This window comes from Marinicella sediminis (genome assembly GCF_002000055.1).
GTDB lineage: Bacteria > Pseudomonadota > Gammaproteobacteria > Xanthomonadales > Marinicellaceae > Marinicella > Marinicella sediminis.
The window spans coordinates 339,923-357,963 of the sequence record NZ_MVBD01000003.1; the positions used below are offsets into that span (position 1 = coordinate 339,923).

The 18,041-nt window shown below is 47.9% G+C and carries 14 protein-coding genes; 11 read left to right on the forward strand and 3 right to left on the reverse strand.

Going from position 1 to position 18,041, the window contains the following annotated elements:
• The first annotated feature begins 28 nt into the window (after window positions 1–28).
• The 9 genes from B0475_RS06290 (at window position 29) to nth (ending at window position 11,765) form a co-directional block, all read left to right on the forward strand.
• On the forward strand, window positions 29–1,669 hold the full coding sequence (locus tag B0475_RS06290) for a hypothetical protein (RefSeq protein WP_077410909.1): 1,641 nt from the start codon (window positions 29–31) through the stop codon (window positions 1,667–1,669).
• 87 nt (window positions 1,670–1,756) lie between these two features.
• Window positions 1,757–3,487, forward strand: coding sequence for a metallophosphoesterase family protein (locus tag B0475_RS06295; protein WP_077410910.1), 1,731 nt, complete (start codon window positions 1,757–1,759; stop codon window positions 3,485–3,487).
• Between the two features lie 49 nt (window positions 3,488–3,536).
• Complete coding sequence (locus tag B0475_RS06300) at window positions 3,537–4,865, forward strand: class I SAM-dependent methyltransferase (protein ID WP_077410911.1); 1,329 nt, start codon at window positions 3,537–3,539, stop codon at window positions 4,863–4,865.
• A gap of 194 nt (window positions 4,866–5,059) precedes the next feature.
• Window positions 5,060–6,019: a sulfotransferase family 2 domain-containing protein gene (locus tag B0475_RS06305; protein ID WP_077410912.1), complete on the forward strand. Its 960-nt coding sequence runs from the start codon at window positions 5,060–5,062 to the stop codon at window positions 6,017–6,019.
• 15 nt (window positions 6,020–6,034) lie between these two features.
• Complete coding sequence (locus B0475_RS06310) at window positions 6,035–7,459, forward strand: ABC transporter ATP-binding protein (protein WP_077410913.1); 1,425 nt, start codon at window positions 6,035–6,037, stop codon at window positions 7,457–7,459.
• A gap of 25 nt (window positions 7,460–7,484) precedes the next feature.
• Complete coding sequence (locus tag B0475_RS06315; protein ID WP_077410914.1) at window positions 7,485–8,774, forward strand: glycosyltransferase family 4 protein; 1,290 nt, start codon at window positions 7,485–7,487, stop codon at window positions 8,772–8,774.
• Window positions 8,758–10,086 carry a hypothetical protein gene (locus B0475_RS06320; protein WP_077410915.1) on the forward strand — a complete coding sequence of 443 codons (1,329 nt, stop codon included), beginning with the start codon at window positions 8,758–8,760 and terminating at the stop codon, window positions 10,084–10,086. The genes B0475_RS06315 and B0475_RS06320 overlap by 17 nt, the downstream gene beginning before the upstream one ends.
• Complete coding sequence (locus B0475_RS06325) at window positions 10,076–11,137, forward strand: sulfotransferase (RefSeq protein ID WP_077410916.1); 1,062 nt, start codon at window positions 10,076–10,078, stop codon at window positions 11,135–11,137. The genes B0475_RS06320 and B0475_RS06325 overlap by 11 nt, the downstream gene beginning before the upstream one ends.
• Entirely contained in the window at window positions 11,130–11,765 is a 636-nt protein-coding gene (gene nth / locus B0475_RS06330; protein WP_077410917.1) for an endonuclease III, read from the forward strand. Before B0475_RS06325 ends, nth begins: the two co-directional genes overlap by 8 nt.
• 193 nt (window positions 11,766–11,958) lie before the next feature.
• On the opposite strand, the gene aroE is transcribed toward nth, so the two are convergent.
• Window positions 11,959–12,753 (reverse strand): shikimate dehydrogenase, encoded by a 795-nt coding sequence (aroE, locus tag B0475_RS06335; protein ID WP_077410918.1) that lies wholly within the window; start codon window positions 12,751–12,753, stop codon window positions 11,959–11,961.
• A complete protein-coding gene (hemB, locus tag B0475_RS06340) occupies window positions 12,738–13,727 on the reverse strand; it encodes a porphobilinogen synthase (protein WP_077410919.1) in 990 nt (329 codons plus the stop codon). The genes aroE and hemB overlap by 16 nt, the downstream gene beginning before the upstream one ends.
• A gap of 91 nt (window positions 13,728–13,818) precedes the next feature.
• Here hemB and map point away from each other — a divergent pair, with 91 nt between their 5' ends.
• The gene (gene map / locus B0475_RS06345; RefSeq protein ID WP_198538143.1) at window positions 13,819–14,589 is read left to right on the forward strand and encodes a type I methionyl aminopeptidase; all 771 of its coding nucleotides are present in this window, start codon (window positions 13,819–13,821) and stop codon (window positions 14,587–14,589) included.
• A 3-nt stretch (window positions 14,590–14,592) separates the two neighbouring features.
• Entirely contained in the window at window positions 14,593–17,196 is a 2,604-nt protein-coding gene (gene glnD, locus B0475_RS06350) for a [protein-PII] uridylyltransferase (RefSeq protein WP_077410921.1), read from the forward strand.
• Window positions 17,197–17,207: 11 nt separating this feature from the next.
• On the opposite strand, the gene B0475_RS06355 is transcribed toward glnD, so the two are convergent.
• The gene (locus B0475_RS06355; RefSeq protein ID WP_077410922.1) at window positions 17,208–17,969 is read right to left on the reverse strand and encodes a MipA/OmpV family protein; all 762 of its coding nucleotides are present in this window, start codon (window positions 17,967–17,969) and stop codon (window positions 17,208–17,210) included.
• Between the last annotated feature and the right edge of the window lie 72 nt (window positions 17,970–18,041).

The window sequence follows — 18,041 nt, forward strand, 5'->3', positions numbered from 1 at the left end:
TTGTTGAATCGCTGTCATGGATAAGCCGATGAGAACTGTCTGGTTGGCCGTGTTGTTTTGTTTGATTGTTCCGCAGGTGTCAGCCGAACAAGGTGTTTCCGAAAAACCACTGGCCAAACCCGTCAGGATGGTGTTTTTTTCCATCACTGAACCAGCAGATAAAACCAGCCACCGGCGTCACTATGTCCAGCTCATTAAGCAATTTGTTGCTGAAATCAATGCCCGCAACGATGTTGATTTGGCAGTGATCCTTTCTGTTGAGAACCCCCAGGCTGCTTTTGTACACCGCTCGTTAAAAAAACTGTTGAAGGATTTGAGCATACCTCATGTCATACTGAATGGAGCCCCGGGTTCACATCAAACATTCAGACCCCAATTGATTCAACAACAGGGCAGCTGGCAAAAAAAACCCAATGTGGTGATGCAAGATCCATACAGTGTGCTGTTTTGGGATGTTCTCCACTGGCAACAGTCAGCCCAGCCTGAAGCTGAGTTGAAGTGGTTATCAAATCGCCTGAAAAAACACCAACCCAAGTTGGTAGTGATAAACAGCAACCTTGCTCCGGTTGGATTGTTCGGGCAGGATGCCGCTGGATACTCATCCGGTCACTGGCAAAGCCTCATGGATTTGTTAGCCAGTCATGGGGTAACTCATGTGTTGAACAGTTCTGTTCAGGCAGGTTTAAAGGCCTCCATCGTGACATCGCGCACTTTCCGGGGGGTGAAGCTGATCAATGTGCCCTCAGCCTCATTGCCATTGCCTTTTGGTGAGGAATTTGCGGTATATGAAATGAGTGGTCAAAAGCCACAAAACCAATTGGGTTTCTATCTGGAGTTGCGGCATGATGAGTTGGATAGTGAATTGACTGGTCGCCAACTCAACCGGGTTCATAAAGTGTCTTATCCGGAACAGCTGGCGGCTTTGACTGAATCAGAATTGAATTGGTTTTTTCGTCATCAGCAGCAAGCCGAAGCACAGACAGCACAGTTGGGTGAGTGGCCCATGGTCCAGGACAACTGGATACCGGCTTTCAGGTATCAAAGAGAGCAGATTCACTATTTCAGCAATCAATTCACCGAAACCGGGAACGCACTTGAAATCCGTTTTCCAGAGGGCCATTGGCAGTCTGTTGAAGTGGTTGAAAGTTTGAAGCGGCTGGCATTTGACAACAATCAACCGTCCCGCATCAACTATCGGTTCAAAACGCCTGATTATAAAGCCGGCCAGGCAGGCGGGTTCATCAGGTTGTTCATGGCACAGGAATCGGGCTGGAAGGGTCTGGTGCTGTATTGGGGGGCTTCTGCATTCCCCGCAGCAGACATGTTGAATCATTGGTTGCCAGGTGGGCAGTGGCAAGCCACTGAACAGGGTTGGCACAATGACAAGCTTCAGGCCAGGGTCTTGCTCAAAAGACTGCCGCTGTATTTACCTTATGAATCACAATCCATAGACATCAGCGTTTCAGGCATGCTTGACGTATTAGGCGCAGAAATTAACACCACCGGTATGCAGGCCGATTTGTCACATGGTGTGTGGTCAGTGGTGAAGAAAAACAACAGCAGCTACAGTCGCCTGGTGGTAAATAAAGTCAGTCATGTACCGGCAGATGAGCAGGACCCTCCATTAAAACTCAACGGCCGGTCAATATCTGTTGAATCTTTGCATTAATCTCTTTTATACTTGGTCGAGCTGGCTCGATTGATGCACTGAGTCAGGACATTCCCGACCCTGGAAAAGCATTTGAATCTTCTCAAGATGGACAAAATCAAAACACCTCTGACCTTTTTTCTGTTGTTATGCTGTGCATTTATCGCCACTTCAGAACCGTTCCCGGATGACAGGGAGCGCCAGTCCTTCAGATTTTTCATCAATGCTGACCCTCAAATGGGAGAGCAAAATACAGATAAAAAGGACTTGGGCAAGCTCAACGACCTGTTATCAGATTTTGTCAAAGAGGTGAATACTGAGCATAAAAAGGACCCTCTGGATTTCGTCGTTTACAACGGTGATTTGGTTTGGCACTATCGTCCTGAGGCATTTGCCAATTTCACCCGTATAGTTGAACAGCAGTCGGCCCCTGTTTTATTGGTGCATGGTAATCATGATGGATACCGTGTACACCCTTATTTTTTTGAGGCACAGAAAAAATTGTCTGGTTTTGAGCAGCTCAATTATTCATTTGAGCGTGGAAACTGGACCATGATTTATATCGGTGCTCAGGAAATGTATTATTCTGATGAAGACAAGGCCAAACAACTGGAATGGATCAGGGCTGAACTGACCAAAGCCAAAGACCGGCAGGTGATGTTTTTTATGCATTACCACATGCTGCCGATTGGTCTCAGTCAATTGGAGTACTATACCTATCAACCGGTTTCCTTCCGCAATGAACTGCTTGCTGAACTGACGCGTCACCGCAATGTGCGTTATGTGTTTTCTGGTCATGTTCACAGTGGGGTTAAAGCCTCAGTCAAGTCATCAGTTACATACAAAGGAATCAAGTTCATCAATGTGCCAACACCAGTGATGGCCAGGCCTTTTGGTGAGGAGTATCACTATTTTCAACGCCGGAAAGACCCAAATCCCAAACGGGGCTTTTACCTTGAAGTGCAGGTAGATGGTAACAATGTCAATTTGTTGGGACGAAAGATCGGTCATCCTCGCAAAGCGAAATACCCCAAACAATTCAAGCGTTTTGAAAAATCTTTTGAGCCACGTTTTTTCAAGCCGGAAGCTCAATTACCTGCCAACGAAGACTTGCTCAACCCCAGGTTCAACAGCAAACGCGGGTGGTACACATCCCATCGGTACAGGAAGACCCGAAACCCATCTTTCATTAACAGGTTGGGTCAGGGTTCCAATGTGCTGAAAATCACTTCACCCTGGGGGTCCTGGAGCTTTGACGAATACCAGGAATCCTACCAGTTGGTGAACACAGACCTGAGTCAACAACCGGTATTGAGTTATCGGTTCAAAACGCCGGTTTTTGATGAACGGGGTGGTGGTGGCTACATCAAACTGAACCTGTTCAAAGAACAAAAACTGGACAAAATCATCTTGTTGCACTGGGGAGCCAGAGAAGACCAGGTCAAACTCATGTATCGGTCCTGGTTCTCCAATGCCACAGGAGAAAATCCAGACATAGATGCCATCAGAAGAATGATCGATTCTCATGACATGCTTTCCCTGCCGCTGACTTTTACCGGCAAACAACAACACCTGCAGATTGATTTGGCAAAAGTGGTGGCTGCCCTGGAGAATAAGCAGGGCCATACTGAATGGCAGCCAGGATCATATAAAATGACCATCGCCCATGGCGTCTGGTCAAGGGTCATGCAACATGAAGAAGGTCTGATCAGTGAGCTTGAAGTAGACAGGGTGCAATTACGTCGCCTGGAAAAACGGCCAGTTGCACCGGTCACGATTAATGGCAAGACATACAACCTGGAATTGGCTGATAAGAAAAACCCCTACTATCAATTTTAATGTTACCATCACAGCCATTCAGGCAATGAACGCAAAGAGGAGTTGAAACATGCAATCACTGATTGATGAACAAAAGAACTGGCAAAAAATCTGTGCTGCTGAAGATTATGAGCACCCGGATTTTAAAGCCGTTCTGCAAGATGTCTTTGGCAGGGCTGCTGCTTATCACCGTAAACAATGGGAATTTGTGGTGATTTATCTGAATTTGCTCAAGGCCGGTAAAATCAATCCTGATGCCACCGGGGCGTCATTTGGCGCCGGCAGAGAACCCTTGATTTATCTCATTGCCGAGCGGGTTAAACAATTCACCGCAACTGACCTGTATCGCTTTAACACGGGTTGGACGACTGCCAAGGTTGATAAAAACCTGACGTGCCGTGATTTTGTGTTGGAACTGGCTGGTGAGGATTTTCCCCGGGAAAAACTGGATGTTCAGGACATGGATATGCGCGACCTTGCCTTTGCAGATAACAGCCTGGACTTTTGTTCTTCCTCTTGTGCGTTTGAGCACATCGGTGATTTTGAAGATTTTGTCAGTCATTTAAAAGAAGTCAAACGGGTGCTGAAAAAGGATGGTGTTTATGTCATGACCACTGAGCATTTGTTTTGTCACCCAACCATTAAAACCAAAGGCAACTATAAATTCTCACTGGATTATCTGGCATCGGTTTTTGCCGCCGCTGATTTTTTTCCGGCCACCACCCTTGACGAACACCTTGAATCATCAAAGCTCAATCAGGTCAAACCTGAACTGGGGGCCCTGGATGGCTTCAATGAAGAAGTCATCAACTTGTTTCCCGGCATTATTTTGTCAAAATTCGGAGTGCCATATACTTCCAGCTGTTTTGTTTTTAGAAACGACCAGCAGCAGCCGTTCGAATTACCTGAAAACCGAAGCAGTGAGCAGGCTGAATTGTGCCAGCATCAAATCAGCAAAAACATCCAGGCCATTTATGCAGATTACAAGACACTCAATCCCACTGCCAAACTGAATAAAAACTCACGTTCAGTGATGAATGACCACCTTGAGTATCTGGTCAGTAACCACGAGGATCATTTTGAACTGATGCCAATCGAAAAAGGGCATTTTACTTTTACAGAATTGATTTACCTGGCCGATTATGCGTTCAGTTTTCAGGTGCTGATTGATTTGTTTCAATCAGCCAAACTGCGGTTTAAGCTGATCAGAGCAGAGCAGTTAAAGCCGACCTCCAGATCAGTGGTGGAGAGCAAAATCCTGCAACTGGATGGCAGTTCCCGCCTGCAGTTCAATCATCAGGCTGAGCCTGGGTATGTGTATGCTTTGGCCATTGCCACTGCCGAGGGCAAAGAGGTTCCGCTGAAATCCATTCAGGTGCAGTGCAAAGTTCACTCCTGAGTTGATGACCCGTACTGGTCACTGCGGTTTTGACTGTGGTGACCGTTGTGGGCGGTCATGGGCACCAGGTTGATCGGATTCTGGTCATGCAAAACATTGATCTGGTTCTCATGATCGGTCTTTTACTGAAATACAGCTACAAACAACCGGCCCCTTCTTTTATACTACACCGTTACTTTTAAATGAGTTGAGTGATGTCATTGAAAAAACAATTCAGTATGAAATTTGATGCCGGAAGTTGGTACAAAAAATCTGTTGAAGAGCGTAACGAACTGAACAACCAGGTCATTGATGAAATGCTGATTAAGTGGCCCAGAATGGTCAAGAGGGCTCAGAAGAAGCCATTACCAGGATTGGCTGGGTTTCATGTGATTTTTTTCCACATTCCCAAAACCGGTGGCACCACACTGGATTACATCACCGCCAAAAATTACCGCATTGATTATGTCTATCAGGTCAATGCACCAGCCCTTGATCAGCACATTGCAGGCGTGTTCAAAAACAATCAAATGTTTCGCACGTTGATGGGGCATTATGAATTGAATGACGTTTATTATCAGTTGTTTGATCGCCAAAAAATGGCTCAGTTTACGATGATCAGAGAGCCAGTTTCCCGCATCATTTCGTATTACGACTACCTCAGGTCCAGTGAAAATCATCCCAAATATGAGTTGGCCAAAGACATGTCACTCGAGGAGTTTATTGAGCATCCCCAGATTGATGAGATGCCCAATGCCCAAAGCCACCGGATCATGGGATTACTGAAAAACAATGCATCACAAAAGGATAAGCGCGATGATCAACAGATGATCGAAGACGTGTGTCATCAATTGACTCATCGGTTCAGCTTGTTTGGTCTGACCGAGATGTATGATCATTTTTTGGTGATGGCACAGCAAACCATGGGTTGGCAGGATATTTTTTATCGGCGGATGAATGAATCAAAAGTCAAAACCGATAAAACCACCATCAATCCCCAAACCATTGAACGCATCAAGGAACTCAATGCCGTGGATATGGCGCTTTATGACTACGCCAAAGACTTATTTGTCAAGCGCATGGCAACCCTCGGCATCACCGAGGAGATGGTGGCTGACTTCAGAAAAAACAATCAAGCTTATGCTGAACTGCTAAACTGGCACAGAGCAGATTAAACTTGCGGGCCAAATTTGAATATTTCAGTCATCAAACAACAGGGTAAGAACTACTTCTCGGTACTCAGGTGGCTGTTGAGTGATTACCACCGCAAGGAGAAAGCTGCTTTTTGGCTGGTTCAGGTGCTGATGGCAATTTCAGTTGGCCTTGGTCTGATCTGGTTGCTTGGTGTCATTGCCGGCATCAATCACCTGAATGACCGCAGTTACCTGACAAGCATCAACCTGAACTGGTTGACGTATTTTTTTGACCTGCCAGTCTGGCAGTGGATGATGATGCTCAGTTTGTCTGGTATGATCAGTGCGGCAGCCATGTTTGCCTCTTTTCATGCCGGGGTGAAATCTGTCATCAGGTATCAGATAAACTTGGTCAATCGGTTGCTGGATCGCATCAATGACGCGGAACATTCAGATTGGCTGACAGTGGTTGAAGACCAGCCGAAAGAAAAAGTGCATCGCATCATCAAACTCAGTGTACAACTGACCGGTTTGGTGGTCCGCAGATTGAGTCGTATGCTGATACCCATTGTGACGTTCATGGTGGCGTTCGTGGCATTGATACAACTGGATGCCGCGTTGCTGAGTCACCTGATACCCTTAGCCGGTTTGTACATCGTGGCCTTATACTTCATTAACCGGCATGCAGCCAGGGTGCAGGTCAGTCTGGCCAATATGTCAGTGCCAACCAACCGCAATCTGGGCGTGATCATCAATGACATGCTGCAAAGAAACAGGCAGTATGATCAGCAAATTGAGCAAGAAGTGGTGGCAACAGATTATCCCGAATTTTCCTTGTTGAGATACAAAAGAAGGTTGGCGGAGGTTCACGTTGTCTGGTTGAACACCTTGTTTCTGGTGTTGGGTACGGCGATTATTTTTTTCTCATTTGATCACTACCAGAACAATGGCAAAATAGATTGGATGCAGCTGATTTTATTTCTTGTGGCATTGCGCTATGCTGGCAGTGGGTTACAGGAAATAGCTGCCGCCACGGTGTCTTTCAGCCGCTTTCTCCCTGAAACAGAATTGGTTTATCAAATGTTGAAAGCGCCCACTGATGCGCAACGCAGTCAGTCTGAAAAGTGGACTGGAAGGGTGATGTATTTAAATACTGATGCGGGTATGGATGCAGTCATACCGGTTTTTCTTGATCTTCAATTTGGGGTCAGGAATTGTGAAAAACTGACCGACCAGGTGCGAAATGGCGACGTAGATTTGTCTGGTTACCCAGATAATATCTGGCTGTATTCAGAGGGTCCTGCACAATTCAAACAAGCGGTCAGAAACAACAGAAAGGCCCTTGATCATGTGGTGTATACCCATTTGGGAAGCCATGTGCACTATGATGATATTGGACTGTTTCTGCAAGAATTTTTACCTGCTCAATTTAAGCAGACAAACAATCAATCACAGGATGACTTTGATGAGTCAATGATCTGACTGTGGCTATGGGATAACAAGTGGTATGACTAAGAAAACTGTGTTGGTGGATGGCTTTAACCTGGGGCTGAAAAAAGGCTCAGGCATTAAAACCTATGGAATGACGTTGCTTGATGCCTATCAAAAACTGGATTATGACGTTGGGATTTTGCTGGACAATCATTTTGCGGTCGGTAAAGACGACATCATCAACGAAGTTAATTTATTTGACCAGGATGAGATCAGACCGGTTTCCAGGTTTAATTCCACTTTTTTCAGGTACCTCAAAGCCGCTTCATATGTCTTTAGAAAAAGAAAAGGCAGTTTGATCGTGCCCAAACTGGTTGAGCCCGATCCGGAAAACTACCTGTCAAAAGTCAGTGGCAAAAAATACCATTACATTGAAAACATCAGTGATGTGTTCAACGTTGCCAACCGCTTGTTTGCGCTGACTGGTAAAATCACCAAAATCAAGGTGCATAAACAGCCAGATATTTTCCACTTGACCACACCCTGGCCCATACAGGTCAAAGGGGCCAAAACGGTGATCACCATTCATGACCTGATTCCACTGAAAATACCGTTCACCACCCTGGACCTGAAAAAACATTTCTATCAGTTATTTGCCTGGGCAGCCAAGTCTGCTGATCTGATTCTGGCGGTTTCCGAGCACACCAAAAAGGACATCATGGAGATCTATCAGGTGCCTGAGGAAAAAATCAAAGTGACCTATCAATCCTATAAAGGAGGAGACACGGTGGTCGATCAGGATGATGCGGTGGTCTATCTGAAATCCAAAAAACTGGAAGTTGAAAAGTACATCCTGTTTGTGGGTAACATCGAACCCAAGAAAAACATCAAGCAACTGATCAGGGCGTTCGCTTACATGAAAATGGGCTATAAACTGGCCATAGTGGGTCACAAAGCATGGATGTCAGATCAACAGTTGGTTGGATTAAAGAGCTATCTGAAAAAGCGCGACTATGTGATGCTGGATTACGTCACGGAAGAAGAGCTGAAAATACTCTATCAAAATGCTTTTTGTATGGTTTTCCCCTCGCTTTATGAAGGGTTTGGTTTACCTGTTCTGGAAGCCATGCACAACAACTGCCCGGTGATCTGTTCAAACATATCCTCGCTGCCTGAAGTGGGTGGTGATGCCGCCCTGTATGTGAATCCTTACAAGTACGGGGAGATTCGGGACCAGTTGCAAAAGCTGATCATCAATCCGGATCTGCGTTTGGAAATGATCGCCAAAGGCAAAGAGCGGGTGGCGTTTTTCAGTCCTGAAAACTATGCAAAACGTTTGCAGGAAGCCTATGACGGGTTGGATTAAGCGACTGTTGAAAAGGGTGATGGGTTCAGTTGATGAGCCGGTTACCAATTTCGTCCACATCCCCAAAACCGCGGGAACCAGTTTCATCGTTTGGCTGGATCGTTTTTTTCCAGCTGAACGGATCTACCCTCATCAATTATGGCGTGAAGTCAAGCTCATCGGGCCAATGCGTAACCAGCAATATGATTTGTTCCGCGGTCATTTTGGCGGTGGTGGCGTCAGACAACTGACCAACCGGCCACTGGCACAACTGACCATCCTGCGGGATCCGGTCGAACTGGCCAGATCCACTTATCAGTATGCCCTCAGAGAACAAAATACCCGGGTTCATGATTTACTCACCTCGGCTCAAATGGAGCTGAGTGAATTCATTCATCACCCGGAAACCCAACCGTTGGTGACCAATCGCCTGATCAGAAACATTTCTTTTGACTTTGTTGAAGACCCGGCTGCACAAGAGGTTTTTTTATCGGCAGAAACCATTCAATACCTGCAGCAACACATCACCGTCAAAACGCGACCGCTGACGGATGATGACCGCTTATTGCGTGCCAGGGCTTTCCTGCAGGCATGCCAATGGTTTGGCCTGGCGGAACGTTTTGCTGAATCGATGCAATTGCTCTGTTACGTCAGGGCATGGCGACCCATGGGGCAGAGTCAAAAACTGAACACCTCCAGCCCACTGCAGATGAGTGATCAGGACATCAGCGATCTACAACAACAGAATCATCAGGACTGTGAGTTTTATCGCTTTGCCTGCAGGCTGTTTGATGAACGATTTGGGCAGATGAAAGCCCAACTGGAAACACTCAGGTCCAATGAGCAAGAAACCCTGGATGATTTGCTCGATGTGCATTACCAGCGGCATCAGGATGTGGAGTTGTCAGCACATGTTGATTATCGCTTCAATCAGGTATTGCAGGGTCAGCAGTGGCATCGCCGTGAATTTTTGGATGAAGAACAGGGTTATTTCCGCTGGACTGGGCCAGGACCTGTGGCTGACATTGATTTCTGGGTGCAGCCAGGCGATTATCAATTATCCATCAGAATCATCAATGCGACTTCAGAAGCGCTGCTGGATGAACTGGTCCTGGCGGTCAATGGTCAGCAACTTGAGTGGCACAGTAGGGAGCAGGGCGTGGTGCGCGTCTTGACAGCCACCTGCCGGTCTTCATGGATCGCGGACAATGGCCTGTTGCGGCTGTCACTGACCTGTGCTGACATGTGCAGTCATCGGGAAGCCTTTGGCACCGATGATGAAAGGCTTGTTGGAGTGGCGGTGCATTGGATACAATTAACCCATGTCGGATAAGCCACCAGTCATCTTCATCAGCGGACGTTTTCGATCGGGCAGCTCCTTTCTGTGGCAGTTGTTTGACCAATTACCGGGTTTTTGTGCCTGGTATGAACCCCTGCACCCACAATTACTGGCGGCCATTGAACACACCAAGCCCAAAACGGATCATGTTGGCATCACTGATTACTGGTCCGCTTACCGGCAACATCCGGAATTTCAATCCCATTATCAAGCCACTTTTGCCACCGAACAACTGTATCTTGAAGCCACAGATCAAGCCCCTGAGTTGCAACAATACATCGAGCGACTGATTGCTCTGTCTGCACCTGAGGTGCCGGTGTTGCAATTCAACCGCATGGACTTGCGCCTGTCCTGGCTGAAATCACACTTTCCTCAGGCCACGGTGATTCACACCGAACGCAATCCATTACAACTGTATCATTCTCAGCGAAAGCACATCCCTGAGCCACAGCGGCATCAACCGGCATACTGGGATGCCTATGAACTGATGCCCTGGTGTCTGTCACTCAGTGAAACGTTTCCCTTCCTGCTGTCAACCGAGCATGAACATGCCTTTTTCAGGTGTTACCTGTTGCAGCGGATGTCCTCGTTGTGCGCCGCCAGTCAGGCTGACCTGGTCATCAACCTGGATCAGGATGTCTTTGAAAAACCAGCTTTTATCCGGCAACTGATGTCGGTGGTCTCATTGACAAGTGAACAACAAAAACAATTAAAGGCCAAAGTGCATTTGCCTGAAATTCCGGTCTTTGACGAACAGCTGACTGACACATTGAGTTCCCTGATGACAGCTGCTGACCTGCTGTTGACCGCTTCTGGTTTGGCCGGGCATTTGGGGCAAAAACCGCTGTCTTACATCAAACAGTCCCACCCGCAGTTCTGGCAAAGCCAGTCTGGTATCAGCCACAGTGAAGTTCAGCGTTTGTTGGCACAAATGAACAGTTACCAAAGTGAAATGACCCGGATTCTGGCTGAAAACGAGGACTTAAAAAACCAACTGGAGGCCTTGACCATCCAACAGGTAAAGGACACAGATCATCATGAATAAAGCAAAACGCACTGAGATGTTCAGCCGCTGGCGGGACATCAATCCCAAACCAACCACTGAACTGGAATTTTCCAGCCCTTTTGAACTGTTGGTGGCGGTGGCCTTATCTGCCCAGTCTACCGATGTCGGGGTCAACAAAGCCACCCGCAAACTGTTTCCGGTGGCCAACACCCCGGAAGCCATTCTGGCGTTGGGGGAAGAGGGCTTGAAGGAATACATCAAAACCATTGGTTTATTCAACTCCAAAGCCAAACACATCATCCAGACCTGCCGGATTTTGATTGAACAATTTGATTCAGTGGTGCCACAAACCCGCGAAGAGCTGGAATCATTACCAGGTGTGGGCCGGAAAACCGCCAATGTCATCCTCAATACCGCCTTCGGGCAGCCGGCCATGGCCGTGGATACCCACATTTACCGGGTCTCCAACCGCACCAAAATCGCACCCGGCAAAACCGTGCTGGAAGTGGAAAAGCGCTTACTGAGGCTGGTGCCCAAAGAGTTCCTGGTGGATGCCCATCACTGGCTGATCCTGCATGGCCGGTATGTGTGCAAAGCCCGCAAACCGTTGTGCGGCGAGTGTGTGGTGGTGGATTTGTGTGAATACAATAAGAAAGTTTTGGAGTGATGGGTCTGAATCATCATCAGCCATTAACTTGATGACATTGAACAGGGTGTCATACCGACCGAACGGCAGTTAGGGCAATGCAGGAGCAATTGCCGAGAAATCTCCTGTTCATGATGAGACCCCTCGGCTGCGCTCGGGATGACAAGTCTTTTTTTAATCGAGCCACAACCCGGCAAGCTACGACGCTCAGTCATCACTTGGGTGGCAGATTGATCTCAGGTCGCTTTCCAAACCAGCGCTCAAAGGCCAGGGCTGCCTGACCGTACAACATGCCCAATCCGTCAAATGTTTGTTTGGCACCACATGCCTTGGCTGCTGCAAGGAATGGTTCTGCGGCTTGACCATAACTTAAGTCGTAGGCGATGGTTTTTTCGTAAAACCAATGATCTTTTAAATCTGGTGAGAGACCTTGGTGTCCCATGGAGGTGGCGTGTATGATTAAATCAAAGTCAAGTGAAGTTTTTAAGCCGGCAGTTGAACATCGTTTAAAGTTGCTTGCCAATGCAGCAGCCTTTTCTACATTACGGTTTTTGATTGATATGCTCATGACACCTTGCTCCAGCAGACTGGGAATGATGCCCTTAACAGCACCGCCGGCGCCAATGATCAAGATCTCTTTGCCTGCCAATTCAATGCCTTTGCTAACCAAGTCCAGGATCAGTCCATCGCCATCGGTGTTGTCACCCCACAATTCGCCATCTTGCCAGAACACCGTATTGACTGCCTGGCACAAGTGGGCTTTTTCGGTGTAATGATCCAGCAAGGGCATGATGTCGGTTTTGTGTGGCACGGTGACATTACAGCCATGAGCGGTCTTGATCCAGTCCTTAAATCGGGTGGGTAATTCATCCGGGCTGGCATCAATCAATTGATAATCCAGCTCAATGCCATATTGGGTCGCAAAGCCTTGATGAATACCGGGCGACTGGCTGTGTTTGACCGGGTGGCCAAACAATCCCAGCTGATAAGGAGTTACTGGCTCAGCCATTCGGTCACCCGATCGGCATAATAAGTCAGGATGGCATCGGTGCCGGCCCGTTTGAAGCACAACAAAGCTTCCAAGATGGCCTTTTTTTCTTCCAGAAAACCATTGTCAATGGCGCTTTGCAGCATGGCATATTCACCCGAAACCTGATAAGCACAGATCGGCACATTGAAATGTTCCTTGGCGGTTTTGATGATGTCCAGATAAGGCATACCTGGTTTGACCATCACCAGATCAGCACCTTCATCCAGATCCATGGCGATTTCATCGATCGCTTCCAGGGCATTGGCCGGGTTCATCTGATAAGTGGCTTTGGAGCTTTTGCCGAGGTTGCCGGCCGAACCCACCGCATCCCGGAACGGGCCATAAAAGACCGAGGCATATTTGGCAGAATAGGCCAGGATCGAGGTGTTGTGGTGTTTTTTGGACTCCAGGGCTTCACGGATGACACCGATCCGGCCGTCCATCATGTCTGATGGAGCCACCACATCAGCCCCCGCTCTGGCATGAGACAAGGCCTGCATCACCAGGGCTTTGATGGTCACGTCATTGAGGATGTCTCCCTGTTCATTGATGATGCCATCCTGTCCATGAGAGGTGTATGGATCGAGGGCCACATCGGTGATGACCATCAGTTCTGGTAAGGCAGACTTGATGGTTTTCACTGACTTTTGTACCAGGCCTTCCGGATTCCAGGCTTCGGCTGCGTCATCAGATTTATGCCCTTCATCCACCACCGGGAACAGTGCAATGGCATTGAGCCCTTGTTCGTGCAACGGAATCAGTTTATCCAGCAGCAGATCAACACTCATCCGCTGAACGCCTGGCATGGAAGTGATGGCCTCACTGCGGTTAAAACCGTCGAGGATAAACACTGGCCAGATCAGGTCATTGACCGTCAGGTGATGTTCCTGGCTGAGGTTGCGAATGGCTGCTGATGTACGGAGTCGGCGCTTACGGGTGAATGGATAGTGCATGAAGGATCAGGGATCTCGGCTAACAAGAGGTGATAGTTTAGTTAAAATGAGCTAAAATTTCACCCCATTACTCATTTACTGAAGACAAATCATGGCCGTAATCATCAAAACACCGGAACAGATTGAAAAAATGCGTGAAGCTGGCCGTTTGGCAGCAGAAGTGCTTGATCTGATTGGCGAACACGTCAAACCCGGGGTGTCGACGCAACAACTGGATGACATCTGTCACCACCACATTGTGGAGGTGCAAAAGTGCATTCCGGCGCCGCTTAACTACCGTGGGTTTCCCAAGTCCATCTGTACCTCGGTGAATCAGGTGATTTGTCATGGCATTCCGGATGAGAAAAAAATCCTCAAAGAAGGCGACATCATCAACATAGATGTCACGGTGATCAAAGATGGCTGGCATGGCGATACGTCTCGCATGTACTATGTGGGGGAACCCAAACAACGGGCCAAAAAACTGGTAGATGTGACCTATGAAGCCATGAAAACCGGCATCCAGATGGTTAAACCCGGGGTCAGACTTGGTGACATCGGCGCGGCCATTCAGGCCCTGGCCTATAAAAATCGATTTTCGGTGGTGTATGAATATTGTGGTCATGGTATAGGGCAAACCTTTCATGAAGATCCTCAGGTCTTGCACTATGGACGTCCGGGTACGGGGTTGATTCTGGAAAAAGGCATGACCTTCACCATAGAGCCCATGATCAATCTGGGCAAAAGACACAGCAAACTGTTGGCTGATGGCTGGACAGTGGTGACCAAAGACCGCAGCCTGTCAGCGCAGTTTGAACACACCATAGCCGTCACCGATGATGGTTATGATGTGCTGACCGAATCTCCCAATTACCCATTGTAAATTATGGCCTTACTGGCGCCACCAGATCATGCCGATGACTACCTGGATCTGATCCAATTGGCAGCCATCCGGGATGAGCCGGTGATGGCCTACAAAAACCTCCTGAAACAAGCCGATGCCAGACTCAATGAAGCGTTCTATGAGTGGGGCAATATCTCCCGTCTGGTGAGAACCCGGGCCTGGGTGGTAGAACAGTTGATTGTAGAACTGTGGCGGCGAAATGAACTGGATCAAAGTCAATTGTCGCTGGTTGCGGTGGGTGGCTTTGGCCGGGGGGATTTACAGCCGCATTCAGATGTTGATCTGCTGATTCTGTATCACAAAAAACTGCCAGAAGAAGCAGTCAGTGCATTCATTCAAAATTTATGGGACTTGGGTCTGGATGTGGGTCATGCGGTGCGCACGGTGAAGGAATCGGTCAAACTGGCCAGCACCGACATCACGGTGGTTACGAATCTCATGGAAAGCCGGTTCCTCCAGGGTGAACACCAACTGTTCAATGACATGATGGAACGGACCAATGACCGGCACATCTGGACCGGGCGTGATTTTTTTCAGGCCAAATACCAGGAACAAAAAAACCGCCACGAAAAATATGGCGAAACCGCTTACAACCTGGAACCCAACATCAAAGAAGGTCAGGGTGGTTTGCGGGATATTCAAATGATCACCTGGGTGGCGCAGCGACATTATCATGTGCCATCAATGCATGGTCTGGTTGATGTGGGTTTTTTGCTGCCTGAAGAATACCTGCAGTTACAGAAAGGCATGCGTAAGCTGTGGAAAATCCGCTATGCCTTACACTTGCTGGCGGGCCGCAAAGAAGATCGTTTGTTGTTTGAGCACCAAAAGTCGCTGGCCAAAATCTTCTCCTATGAAGACGATGAAGAGTCGCTGGCGGTGGAAAAGTTCATGCAAAGTCATTACCGCAATGCCATGCTGTTGGAACAGCTGAACATGCGCTTGTTGCAGCTGTTTGAAGAAGACATCATTCAAAGTCATGAAGACAAACAGGTCACTGCGCTGACCGATGAATTTCAAATCATCAACCATTACCTGGACATCACCCATGAACAGGTATTCAGTGATCGTCCAGGGGCCTTGTTAGAGGTGTTTCATCATTATCAACAAAATCCACAAATACATGGTATTCGCGCCAACACCCTGCGCCACATCAGTCAGTGTATCTATCTGATCGATGAAGAATTCAGGGCAGATCCCGAAATCAAAGAACTGTTTCTGGGTATTTTTAAACACCGTAACCTGGTATTCAAACAACTCAGACTGATGAATGCCCTGGGTGTGCTGGGTGCATATGTACCGGTATTTGGCCGCATAGTCGGGCGCATGCAGTACGATTTATTTCACATGTATACCGTGGATCAGCACACCCTGTTCGTGATGCGCAACATCCGTAAAATATTCCTGACAGACAAGTACCATGCACATGGGCATCAAGTGGCCCAGCACATCAAAGCACCTTATGTATTGAACCTGGCTGGTTTCTTTCATGACATTGCCAAGGGCAGGGGTGGTGATCATGCTGAGCTGGGGGCCATTGATGCGTCATTATTTGCCACAGATTTCGGCTTGCCGCAGCCGGATGGTGAGTTACTCAGCTGGTTGGTAAAGTACCACCTGATGATGTCGGTGGTGGCCCAGAAGCAAGACATCAGTGATCCACAGGTGATTGAACAATTTGCCAATCTGGTGGGTCAGCAAACATACCTGGATCACCTGTACATCCTGACCATTGCTGATATTTCAGGGACCGATCCCAAGCTATGGAATTCATACAAAGACTCATTGCTGCAGGAGCTTTATCACCGCACCACTCAGTACCTGGCAGCCGAACAAACAGCCACCGATCAATCGGACGTGGTGCTGGCCAGTAAAGCCGAAGCCATGGATTTACTGGATGCCAAACACCATGATGAAGTGACTGATTTGTGGGGGCACTTCCCGGATCGCTTTTTTGACTATTCCACTCCGGAACAAATAGCCAAGATCAGTCAGGCAATAGCAGAAAACAAACATCAATCCACGGTATGTGTCACTGATGTTTATGATGATGGCTTTGAATTGATGCTCTATGGCGGAGATCAACTCGGTTTATTCCATCATCTGGTGGAACTGTTTGCTGATTTTCAGATCAATGTGGCCAATGCCCGCATCTATTCCAGTGACAATGGTTTTGTGCTGGATTACTTTCACTGTCTTGGCGACAGTGATGAGCAAACACTGCATGAACTCAAGCAGTCTGTACAACAAATTCTGGAACAAAAAGAATACCGTCCCAAAGGGCGGGAGCTGGTGGTCAGCCGGCGGGAAAAACTGTTTCTGGAAATCCCTCAGCTGAGTTTCTCGGCAGGCCGCAACCAAAACGAAACCCGGCTGGAAGTGAAATGCACGGACTATGCCGGTTTATTGGTCAACATCACCCAGATATTTGTACAGTTGAACATCGATATTCACGCCGCCAAAATTGCCACTTTTGGCCACCGTGCCGAGGATGTGTTTTGGTTGTCACAAAACAACGCTGCACTCACAACCACAACCAGGCAGGCCATTGAAGATGCCTGCCTGGCTTTGTTAAAGGGTACATAAGCAGGGTAACTTTAAAAGACTTTATACAACAACCCGACAAACACACTCAAACGCTGATCATCATCCACCAGTGGGCTGTTGCTGATTTCATCGCCGTAAAACTCATTTTGTATGTTGCCAATGAATGACCATTTATCATTGATGGCCCGCAAGCCCAGAATGCCCAGTTGCCAATTATTGACGGAACCGGTTTGGTAGGCAGGCAGTGCGGTGCTGGCATCGGCCTGATTCACACCATAAAAGTAATTCACCACTTCTTCGCTGTGTTGTTCATAGCTCAACTGAGGCATGATCAGCCATTGGCCCTGCCTGATGGGTGCGGAGTAACTGATGCTGGCCGAATGACCGTTGTGTTTGTTATTGATTTCGTGATCATAGGTGAGTTTAAACAACCCGATGGACGATTTGTATTGGGTTGAGAGAAACGCATTCACCGGAAATGACAGCTTTGGCAGGTTTTCAAGCAGTGGGCTGTCGCCCCGATCGGTGTCACCGGCCAGGTTGACCCCAAGGCCAAAATCCACTTCCCAGTTTTTTTCATCGATCAGATTAAACCCCAGGTCTCCTGCCTGAAAGTAAAACCGCTTGTATTGATAGTCAATGGCCGGAAAGACCCTGGACTGACTGCTGCCACCGAGGTAAATGGATTGGCTGTTGACCCCGGCCAGACCGATTTGTAATTCATGCTCATCGGCTGGTGAATCGGGTACGGGTTGGGCCAGTGAGGTGCCAGCCAGGGCAAAGCCGGCCAGGATGATGCTGATGTTTTTCATGTTTTTGCTCTCAAATGAGTTTTTCAAATACGGGTTGGTTGCTGGCCCGGTGAGAACATTCAGTGACTCAGG

Coding starts and splice junctions, on each gene's coding strand:
- B0475_RS06320 (WP_077410915.1), top strand. CDS start 8,758: ATGACGGGTTGGATTAAGCGACTGTTGAAAAGGGTGATGGGTTCAGTT.
- B0475_RS06300 (WP_077410911.1), top strand. CDS start 3,537: ATGCAATCACTGATTGATGAACAAAAGAACTGGCAAAAAATCTGTGCT.
- map (WP_198538143.1), top strand. CDS start 13,819: ATGGCCGTAATCATCAAAACACCGGAACAGATTGAAAAAATGCGTGAA.
- B0475_RS06315 (WP_077410914.1), top strand. CDS start 7,485: ATGACTAAGAAAACTGTGTTGGTGGATGGCTTTAACCTGGGGCTGAAA.
- B0475_RS06305 (WP_077410912.1), top strand. CDS start 5,060: ATGTCATTGAAAAAACAATTCAGTATGAAATTTGATGCCGGAAGTTGG.
- B0475_RS06355 (WP_077410922.1), bottom strand. CDS start 17,969: ATGAAAAACATCAGCATCATCCTGGCCGGCTTTGCCCTGGCTGGCACC.
- B0475_RS06290 (WP_077410909.1), top strand. CDS start 29: ATGAGAACTGTCTGGTTGGCCGTGTTGTTTTGTTTGATTGTTCCGCAG.
- B0475_RS06325 (WP_077410916.1), top strand. CDS start 10,076: ATGTCGGATAAGCCACCAGTCATCTTCATCAGCGGACGTTTTCGATCG.
- B0475_RS06295 (WP_077410910.1), top strand. CDS start 1,757: ATGGACAAAATCAAAACACCTCTGACCTTTTTTCTGTTGTTATGCTGT.
- hemB (WP_077410919.1), bottom strand. CDS start 13,727: ATGCACTATCCATTCACCCGTAAGCGCCGACTCCGTACATCAGCAGCC.
- nth (WP_077410917.1), top strand. CDS start 11,130: ATGAATAAAGCAAAACGCACTGAGATGTTCAGCCGCTGGCGGGACATC.
- aroE (WP_077410918.1), bottom strand. CDS start 12,753: ATGGCTGAGCCAGTAACTCCTTATCAGCTGGGATTGTTTGGCCACCCG.
- glnD (WP_077410921.1), top strand. CDS start 14,593: ATGGCCTTACTGGCGCCACCAGATCATGCCGATGACTACCTGGATCTG.